The organism is Croceicoccus mobilis (assembly GCF_001661965.1).
Taxonomy (GTDB): domain Bacteria; phylum Pseudomonadota; class Alphaproteobacteria; order Sphingomonadales; family Sphingomonadaceae; genus Croceicoccus; species Croceicoccus mobilis.
In genome coordinates this window covers 1-9,115 of sequence record NZ_LYWZ01000015.1, presented here as the reverse complement: position 1 = coordinate 9,115, position 9,115 = coordinate 1, and the positions used below count along the sequence as shown (strand labels likewise).

Sequence of the window (9,115 nt, the reverse complement as noted above, 5' to 3'; positions counted from 1 at the left end):
TTAGGCCGTGTTGACAAAAGACTTCAGCCATAGCCTTTCTGCGGCAAGGTTGAGGAAGCTTTCGAAGGACAGAACGGTTTTGTCGTAACGGGTGGCGATGCGTCGCTGCTGTTTGAGCTTTCCGAACATGCGTTCGATGCGGTTGCGATCCCGGTAGCGGCGATAGTCCGGATGCTCTGGCACTTTGCGGTTCGAGCGTGGCGGAATGATGGGTAGGACACCCCGGATCAGCAGGCTCTCGCGGAAGCGGTCACCATCGTATCCCTTGTCCGCCAGCAGCGCCTTGGGCGTGGTGACTGGGATCGTCATGAACGGTTCGGCAGCGGTGTAATCAGAGGCCTCGCCGCCGGTCAAGATGAAGCCGAGAGGGCGTCCCTGATTGTCTGACCGGTCGTGGATCTTGCTCGTAAAGCCGCCGCGTGATCGACCAAGAGCGTTCGCACGAGCCCCCCTTTTCCGCCCGCCGCCGAGACATGGCCGCGAACGCTGGTGCTGTCGATCATGTGCTGCCAGTCATCGGTGAGGCCGAGATCGACCAGCGTCTGCAGCAGGCCGTCCCACACACCTTGCTCGGCCCATCGGCGGAACCGGACGTAGACAGAGTTCCACTTGCCATAGCGCTCGTGCATGTCGCGCCAGGGGCAACCGATCCGTAGAACATGCAGCATGCCATTGAGAAAGCGCCGGTTATCGCCTGCGGGCCGCGCCCAACGACCTCGTTCGGATGGCAGCAGTGGCCCGATCACCTCCCATTCCGCGTCCGACAAATCCCCGCGATCCATGCCTGCTCCCAAAAAGCAGCTTTGAATCAGCTGGCGATGGCTCTGGGAATCCCTATCCGGCTTTTGTCAACAGAACCTAGTTGAGCCAGTTCCGAGCCATGGCCCGTTCTTCTGCCGCAGCATCGAGCGCTGGCCCGTCGGACATGTCCTGCGCCTGTTGCAGGATTGCCTGATCCTTCGTTCCGGCCATGCGGTAATCGCTTTCCCTTCCTGCTTCCCGCGCGCCCGTCTGGCCGTTGCCGATTTGCTCCAGCTTCCATCCCTGTTTTTCCCGGCAGGCGATGCCCGACGCTGCGCTGCCGTTGAATGCGCGGCAATATTCGCCGGCGCCATTGCGAAAAGACAAGAGGATGCGCGTATCCGCCGAAGCCGATTGCTGCCCCGCCAAAGCGGTATCGAGCACGCCGGCAAGCTGAGCATCGGCAAAATCCTCACCGCCACTATCCGGCGTGGACCAGGTCACTGCGAGCACCAGCGACGCCGCCAGTGCAGGCCCCGCGACCCAGCCCCAGCGAGAAAAATGGCGGGAGGACGCGGTCGGGCGCTGTGTCCGTTCCGCGGTTAGATCCACCACATCGGCTTTTGGCTTTGCCAGCATTGCAACCAATCGGTCCGGCACAGGCTCCGCAGCGACGGGGGCGTAATGCGTGGACAGCATGGCCTTAAGCGATTTGTGCCCTTCGATGCGACGCGCGATATCGGGATCGGCCAGCATTGCGGCTTCTACCGCGGCCTTGCGCTCGCCCGTCAACTCGCCATCGGCGAAGGCGGCGATTTCTTCGGGGGTGACTGTCACGCGCTCTCTCCCAACATGGCCATCAACGCATCGCGCCCGCGCACAAGACGCGAGTTAAGCGTGCCGACGGGGCAACCGGTGATCTCCGCCGCTTCCTTATAGGCATAGCCCTCGACCATCACGAGGAGCACTGCCTCGCGCTGGTCGTCGGGCAGCCGCTGCATCGCGCGGTCGATATGCGACAGTTCGACTGCTGCTTCTTGCGCACCGGCGCCGCCGATGGCCGTCCCCGCTTCCTCGCCCACGAATGTCTGCAAACGGCGTGTCGCCTTTCGCCCCTCGTCGATCCAAATATTTCGCAAGATTCGGTACATCCAGCTATCGAGCCGCGTGCCTTCGTTCCATTGCTGCCGGTTCGCTAGCGCGCGCTCTATCGACATTTGGCAAAGATCGTCACCGTCGGCAGGATCGCCGGCCAGGCCGGCGGCGAAACGTCGCAGCCGTGGCAGCAGGGCCAGCAATTCGGATTCAAACGGTGTGCTCAGTGTCTTTGCCTTCCATGCATTAAACGAACGCCGCGGTGCGTTTCATCCATGCTTAAGGCGTTTTGGTGAATAGGCGACATAGAGATGAGAGTGTTTCCCCTTTCTTTTATTGTGGCAGCCATGAGTCTGGCCGCGCCTGCCGGCGCGCAGATCGGGTTGCCGCAACCGTCGCTACCGGTGCCGGTGGTGGGGCCGGTCGTCAGCCAGACACTGGATGGCGTGGATCGCGCTACGCTTGATATTGAGCGACAGATCGAGACATTGGCCCGCCAACGGGTTCGTTCGATCAACCGCCTCCTGCGCGACAACCGCCAGAGCATCGAGCTGGACCGGCAGGGTTCACCCGCTCGACGCGGCGAATTGCTGGTGCTGGATGCGGACGATGCGGCGCTGGAAGCTGCACGGCAGGAGGGTTTCACCATTCTGTCTGACGACCGGATCGACGGATTGGACATGGCCGTGGTGCGGCTGCGCGTGCCCGAAACAATGGACTTGGCAGAGGCGGAGGAACTTGTGGGTCGGATCATGCCTGAAGCGCAGGTGGCAGCCGATAATCTGCATTTCCCAGCGGGCCATGCGGTGACCCCCGCTGCTGCGCAGTCGCACTCTGCGGCAAGCGAAACGGATATACCCGTCGGCATGATCGACAGTGCGCCCGCGCGTGGCGATGCAGTAACCGAAGTGCGCGGATTTGCCAGCGGAGCGCCGTTGCCTGCCGATCACGGCACTGCCGTTGCATCCTTGTTGTCGGCGTCGGGCATCAGGCGCATCCGCGCCGCCGATGTCTATGGCAGCGACAAGGCGGGCGGAAATGCGCTGGCCATTGCCAAGGCGCTCGGCTGGCTGACGGCAAGCAAGAGCAAGGTTGTCACGATCAGCCTTGTCGGCCCGCGCAATGCGGTGCTGGAACGGGCTATCGCCGCCTCGCAGGCGAAGGGCGTCGTCGTCGTGGCCGCCGTCGGCAACGATGGGCCTGCCGCGCCTCCTGCCTTTCCAGCCTCCTATGACGGCGTGGTTGCGGTGACTGGGGTGGATGGCAGACGCCGCGCTTTGATTGAGGCGGGTAAGGCACTGCATCTCGATTATGCCGCTCCAGGTGCGGATATTTTTGGACGCAATGCCAAGGGCAAGCGCGTGCGCCTGCGCGGCACATCTTTTGCGACACCGTTAGTTGCGGCGCGTATTGCATGGGCCAAGTCCGCCGGAATTTACTGGCGCCGCGCACTCGATGCCGAGGCGATCGATCTGGGCAGCAAGGGCGAGGATCCGATCTACGGGCGCGGGCTGGTCTGTGGCGCGTGTAAGGGTGCGCGCTGACAAAAAATTTTCGGGGCGCATGGATTAAACCGGAAACGGGGTTCGTTTTCCTTTCGAAGCACGAGGGCAAGGCGCCCTTGCTGCATAGAAAAGGAACTGATCATGAAGACCATCTATCTTACCAGCGCCGTGGCCCTTTTCGCCGTCGCCGCACCAGCTACGGCCCATGCGCAACTGTTGGGCGGCAGCGGGGGCATCGGCGGTGCCATTGGCGGCACGTTAGGCGGGCAAGGCGCGATCGGCGGTCCGCTTGGCGCCCCCACTGACAGCCTGCGCAGCGCGACGCGCGGCTCGGCCGACGCCAGTGCCAAAGCACAGGGCAGCAAGTCGGTCGATACCAAGACTGGTACCATTGCCAGCCATGGTAACGTTGATACAGCCGCAACGAGCAGCACGGCCAAGACGCTGGACACGCCCCTGGCGACGCTGAATGGAGGCGCTACGACCAGCACGAGCACCTCGACCGGCGGACATGTGAACGCCCAGCTTGTCGGGACTGACCAGATCGGCTCCACTCTGAGCGCGACACAAGCAACGGCCGCAAAGACCGCCGCCAATGTTGGGGCGACAGTCGGTTCAGCCGTCAACGGTGCTGCACAGGTGGGGGGCAGCTCGGCCGCTACCGCGAGCCTGATGGCCGGAGATGCCGCGAATGCGACCGGCAATCGCCTTGCCGCCGCGGGTTCCGCCGCCGCCAATGCAGCGGGTAGCGTCGCCATCGCACCCGCCATGCCTGTCACCGGCACCGACGGTCAGATGCTGGGCACTGTCAGCCAGCTCGTCGTCGATGCGCGCGGTTATATCGAATATGCGCTCGTCGATCTCAATGGGCTGACCGCGCAGCTTCCTGCAGGCAATTTCTCGGCACAGGGCGATGCGCTGGTATCGGCTATGGGCGAAGCGGAAATGCGCCAGCTTGCCGAAGAGCAGGCCATGGAAATGCCGGACGAACCCGCGGGCGACCATCCGGCCGATTAAGTCGCGCTAGCGCACTAATCAACACATCTCCCCGAACGGCCGGGAGGAGGTCTTGACCTCCTCCCGGACCGATCGCCCACGTCTATCGACCGGACCCAATATATGCGTATCCCGACCGTTCTGCTGCTTGCCTGCATCCCCGCCACTGCCTTTGCGCAACAGGCTCAACCTGAAACCGGCTCAGAGTGGGAGGTTTCGAGTGGCGTAGAATATGAAAGCGGCGATTACGGCACCGGCACCGGCACCGATATCGAGATTTTGTCGGTCCCCAGCCGGCTGGGCATGACCATCGGGCGCGTGCAAATGATCGCTGCAATCCCTTATCACCGGATCGAAGGGCCCTCCGATGTCATTCCCGGCAATGTGCTGGGTCTACCCCTATTGCCGCAACCGCAGCCGGAGGCAGATAGCGTTACCCGCAACGGCTGGGGCGATCTGGAACTTGGCGCGACATATGCTTTGCCGGTGAAGGCGGTGAATTTTTCGCTGTCGGGATCGATCAAGCTGCCGACGGCGGAAAACGATTTGGGCACGGGTGAAACCGATTACACGATCGGGGCCGAGGTATCGAAAGCCATCTCGGACAAGATCATCCCCTTCGCCAGCTTCAGCTATACGCTACCCGGCAGCCCCGAAGGCATCTCGCTGCAGGACCGTTACGCCGTGACCGGCGGAATGGCGACATGGCTGGGCCGCAAAACTCAGCTCTCTGCATCTTATCGCTATGGCGAAAACCCCGATGCGGCGGTCACCGATGACCAGCGCGTACAATTGGGGCTAAACCAATGGGTTGGCAGCGGCCTGTCGATTGGGGTCTATGGCTCGGCAGGCCTGTCGAAAGGCGCGCCCGATCAGTCGGTAGGATTGCGGATCGGGTTCGCGCTGGATTGATGGCTGAGCGGTTCGATATTCGAATCGGAGCAGCCTCATTTCAATAAGAGTCATTCTAAAGACCGGCGGCACTGCTTAGAATTGCAGATCTTATGCTGAAGTTCCGCACTTCGTGCTTATGTCTAGCTGACCTTCTAATCGGCGGCAACAGTCGCCGCAGCCATCTCTTAACGCACTTCAAACGCATCCGCGAGCGCTGTGGTTTTTCGTTTTCGCACACGCATACTGAACTATGGCGGCGGCGCCTCATTCGCGCATTGTCGAATAGAGAGGGCACCCCTATGGATAAGGCTATAAGCTAGGCCGTAGACTCATTATGCGGCGCACCAGATGCGGGCACAGATGAGTTTGACGGCGGCGAGGTAGTTTCCAGGGCACTTATCATAGCGCGTGGCGATGCCCCGGAAGTGCTTGATGCGGTTGAAGAAGCGTTCGACGAGATTGCGCTGCCGGTAGAGCCAGCCCGAGAAGGCGAACGCTTGCTTGCGGTTGGACCGTGATGGGATGTTGGCCCAAGCCTTCTTTGCAGCGGCAGCTTCACGGATGGCGTTGCTGTCGTAGCCCTTGTCACCAAGCAGGGTTGCTCCCTCAGGCATCGCTTCCAGCAGGGCCTCGGCTTCCTGACTATCGTGGACCTGCCCGCCGGTCAGTCGCAGGGCAACGGGACGACCGTCAGCGTCAACGAGGGCATGGATCTTGCTCGTGAGACCGCCTCGGGAACGTCCCATGCCGCAATCTTCGGATCCCCCCTTTTACACGTCGCACCGTGCTGGTGGACGCGGACACAAGTGGAATCGATCATGACAATCTCGCCTTTGAAAGCGGCGGAAACTGCCGCCAGAAGCCGGTCCCATACCCCGGCTTTGCGCCAGCGCACGAACCGGTTGTAGCAGGTTGTCAAAGGGCCATAGCGCTCGGGTATCTCGGCCCTCGGTGAGCCGGTGCGGAACCGCCAGAGAATGCCGTTCAGCACGCGCCGGTCATCAACGCGGGGAACACCTCGCGGCTTGTTGGGCAGCAGCGGCTCGATAATCGACCGTTCCCCGTCCGTCAGTTCGTAGCGTCGCCGCGTCATCCAAAGCTCCTTCCTGAAGCCTTGAATCAACCCCGAACGCTTCCCGCAAGTCAATTTATGAGTTTACGGCCTAATAGAGCGGCGCTCACCCTATTGAGGAAAACTCTCAACGATCCGCCGCAAGCGTTCGAGCGACGGCGGTGTGGCGAGCAAGTCCTCGAAGCGAGCGGCAAGCGCGGCAAAGCCCGGTGCCGCGGCATGGGTATCCAGCGCGGCCTGATTCGCCCATGCCTCGATCATGACGATCACGCCCGGCTCATCAAGGCTCTCATGGGCGAGATAGGCGATGCAGCCGGGCTCTGAGCGGACCTGTGGCACTAACGCCATAATAGTGTGCGCCAGTTCGTCCGCCTTGCCCGCCTGCGGCACCAGACGCGCGACAAGATGAACGGTAGCATCGGCGGCCGCATCAGTCATGGTCCCAGCCTTCCAGTACGATCTTGCCGCGAGTGGTCGCGCTTTCGATCTGGCGATGTGCAGCGATCAGATTGGCCGCATTTATCGGCGACATGGTTTGCGTCAGCGTGGTCCTGATCATGCCCTGATCCACCAGCTTGGCGATCTCGTCGAGTAGGCGCCCCTGTTCTGCGACATCGGGCGTATCGAACAGCGAGCGGGTGAACATCAGTTCCCAATGGACCGACACGGCTTTCCGCTTGAAAGTGACAATGTCGAGGCTGACGGGATCATCGATGAGCGCGAAACGTCCCTGCGGGGCGATCAGTTCGGCAATGTCGGCCAAATGCCGATCGGTATGAGTGGTCGAGAAGACGAAGGCTGGTGGGTCAAGGTCGAGAGCCGCGATCTGCGCTGGCATGGGCAGGCTATGGTCGATGACATGATGCGCGCCCAAGCCACGCACCCAGTCCTGTGTTGCGGGACGTGATGCCGTGGCGATGATTGTAAGATCGGTAAGGGCCTGTGCGATCTGGATTGCAACCGACCCGACGCCGCCCGCACCACCGATGACCAGCAGGGCAGCAGGTTCGTTGCCCGTCTTGTCCTGAACCCGCAGCCGATCGAACAATGTCTCCCAGGCTGTGATGGCGGTCAGCGGCAAGGCGGCCGCTTCGGCCATTGAAAGCGTGGAGGGCGCTCGTCCGACAATGCGCTCGTCGACGAGTTGATATTGGGCATTGCTGCCGTCGCGGGCGATATTTCCCGCGTAGAAAACGCGGTCGCCAATGTTGAAACGGGTGACATCCGGGCCAACGGCCTCGACGATACCCGTCGCGTCCCAGCCCAATATGCGTTCTGCTCTGCCGTCAAATGGCGGGGCGCAGGCGCGGACCTTGGTATCGACGGGATTGACTGATACCGCCTGCACCGCAACCAGCAGATCGCGGCCCGTGACAACGGGACGTGGCAATTCGACATCCACGAGCGCGTCTGGTCGATCGAGGACGCCCGCCTGATGATAAGCGATTGCACGCATGAGAGTACTTCCTTTTGCAGTTTGCTGTTGCCCTGCCTATGTGGTCACAGTGCATTCGCATGCGATACGCACAAAAATCGCCCATAGTGTCGAAAAGGATACCGTATCTTGGCCAAGCCGCGTCATTCCCGCCTGGACTGCACGCCCGGCTGCGCTGTGGAGGCCGCCATCAGTCTGATCGACGGCAAGTGGAAGGCCGTTATACTTTACCATCTCCAGGAGGGGCCCGTCCGTTTCAATGAATTGCGGCGGCGTAGCGGAAGCGTGACGCAGCGCATGCTTACAAACCAGCTGCGCGAACTGGAAACCGATGGACTGATTGAGCGCGAGGTATTCGCGCAAGTCCCGCCTCGGGTAGAATATCGACTTTCCGAGCGGGGACGTACCCTCTCGCCGATAATCGAGGCGCTCAAGGCATGGGGCGATGCGAACATGGATTTGTTCGCTCGGCGATGGACGGCGAGAGCTTAAGCCAACTCGCAAGCGGACAGTCGTTAGGTTCTGTTGACAAAAGCCGGATAGGGATTCCCAGAGCCATCGCCAGCTGATTCAAAGCTGCTTTTTGGGAGCAGGCATGGATCGCGGGGATTTGTCGGACGCGGAATGGGAGGTGATCGGGCCACTGCTGCCATCCGAACGAGGTCGTTGGGCGCGGCCCGCAGGCGATAACCGGCGCTTTCTCAATGGCATGCTGCATGTTCTACGGATCGGTTGCCCCTGGCGCGACATGCACGAGCGCTATGGCAAGTGGAACTCTGTCTACGTCCGGTTCCGCCGATGGGCCGAGCAAGGTGTGTGGGACGGCCTGCTGCAGACGCTGGTCGATCTCGGCCTCACCGATGACTGGCAGCACATGATCGACAGCACCAGCGTTCGCGGCCATGTCTCGGCGGCGGGCGGAAAAGGGGGGCTCGTGCGAACGCTCTTGGTCGATCACGCGGCGGCTTTACGAGCAAGATCCACGACCGGTCAGACAATCAGGGACGCCCTCTCGGCTTCATCTTGACCGGCGGCGAGGCCTCTGATTACACCGCTGCCGAACCGTTCATGACGATCCCAGTCACCACGCCCAAGGCGCTGCTGGCGGACAAGGGATACGATGGTGACCGCTTCCGCGAGAGCCTGCTGATCCGGGGTGTCCTACCCATCATTCCGCCACGCTCGAACCGCAAAGTGCCAGAGCATCCGGACTATCGCCGCTACCGGGATCGCAACCGCATCGAACGCATGTTCGGAAAGCTCAAACAGCAGCGACGCATCGCCACCCGTTACGACAAAACCGTTCTGTCCTTCGAAAGCTTCCTCAACCTTGCCGCAGAAAGGCTATGGCTGAAGTCTTTTGTCAACACGGCCTAA

At 61.6% G+C, this 9,115-nt stretch carries 9 protein-coding genes and 2 pseudogenes; 5 read left to right on the top strand and 6 right to left on the bottom strand.

Annotated elements, in window-relative coordinates:
* The 3 genes and pseudogenes from A9D13_RS20425 to A9D13_RS04215 all read right to left on the bottom strand — a co-directional run bounded on the left by A9D13_RS20425 (position 1) and on the right by A9D13_RS04215 (position 2,063).
* A pseudogene (locus A9D13_RS20425) lies at positions 1-782 on the bottom strand (IS5 family transposase).
* Between the two features lie 76 nt (positions 783-858).
* On the bottom strand, positions 859-1,578 hold the full coding sequence (locus A9D13_RS04220; protein WP_066770599.1) for an anti-sigma factor: 720 nt from the start codon (positions 1,576-1,578) through the stop codon (positions 859-861).
* Complete coding sequence (locus A9D13_RS04215; RefSeq protein ID WP_066770596.1) at positions 1,575-2,063, bottom strand: RNA polymerase sigma factor; 489 nt, start codon at positions 2,061-2,063, stop codon at positions 1,575-1,577. Before A9D13_RS04215 ends, A9D13_RS04220 begins: the two co-directional genes overlap by 4 nt.
* Before the next feature lie 120 nt (positions 2,064-2,183).
* On the opposite strand from A9D13_RS04215, the gene A9D13_RS04210 reads away from it, so the two are divergent.
* From A9D13_RS04210 to A9D13_RS04200, 3 genes are all read left to right on the top strand, one after another.
* Entirely contained in the window at positions 2,184-3,380 is a 1,197-nt protein-coding gene (locus A9D13_RS04210) for a S8 family serine peptidase (protein WP_229665592.1), read from the top strand.
* A gap of 102 nt (positions 3,381-3,482) precedes the next feature.
* The gene (locus A9D13_RS04205; RefSeq protein WP_066770590.1) at positions 3,483-4,358 is read left to right on the top strand and encodes a hypothetical protein; all 876 of its coding nucleotides are present in this window, start codon (positions 3,483-3,485) and stop codon (positions 4,356-4,358) included.
* A 102-nt stretch (positions 4,359-4,460) separates the two neighbouring features.
* On the top strand, positions 4,461-5,249 hold the full coding sequence (locus tag A9D13_RS04200; RefSeq protein WP_066770588.1) for a hypothetical protein: 789 nt from the start codon (positions 4,461-4,463) through the stop codon (positions 5,247-5,249).
* A gap of 314 nt (positions 5,250-5,563) precedes the next feature.
* Here A9D13_RS04200 and A9D13_RS20015 read toward each other — a convergent pair.
* From A9D13_RS20015 to A9D13_RS04180, 3 genes are all read right to left on the bottom strand, one after another.
* A protein-coding gene (locus tag A9D13_RS20015) for an IS5 family transposase (protein WP_156521919.1) occupies positions 5,564-6,324 on the bottom strand; the annotation gives its coding sequence in 2 pieces (ribosomal slippage) (positions 5,564-5,991 and positions 5,991-6,324; 762 coding nt in all).
* Between the two features lie 90 nt (positions 6,325-6,414).
* A complete protein-coding gene (locus A9D13_RS04185; RefSeq protein WP_066770578.1) occupies positions 6,415-6,741 on the bottom strand; it encodes a putative quinol monooxygenase in 327 nt (108 codons plus the stop codon).
* Positions 6,734-7,759 (bottom strand): zinc-binding alcohol dehydrogenase family protein, encoded by a 1,026-nt coding sequence (locus tag A9D13_RS04180; RefSeq protein ID WP_066770577.1) that lies wholly within the window; start codon positions 7,757-7,759, stop codon positions 6,734-6,736. Before A9D13_RS04180 ends, A9D13_RS04185 begins: the two co-directional genes overlap by 8 nt.
* A 108-nt stretch (positions 7,760-7,867) precedes the next feature.
* On the opposite strand from A9D13_RS04180, the gene A9D13_RS04175 reads away from it, so the two are divergent.
* Both A9D13_RS04175 and A9D13_RS20420 read left to right on the top strand, forming a co-directional pair.
* Positions 7,868-8,230, top strand: a complete 363-nt coding sequence (locus tag A9D13_RS04175; RefSeq protein ID WP_066770575.1) for a winged helix-turn-helix transcriptional regulator — start codon at positions 7,868-7,870, stop codon at positions 8,228-8,230.
* Between the two features lie 103 nt (positions 8,231-8,333).
* A pseudogene (locus A9D13_RS20420) lies at positions 8,334-9,115 on the top strand (IS5 family transposase).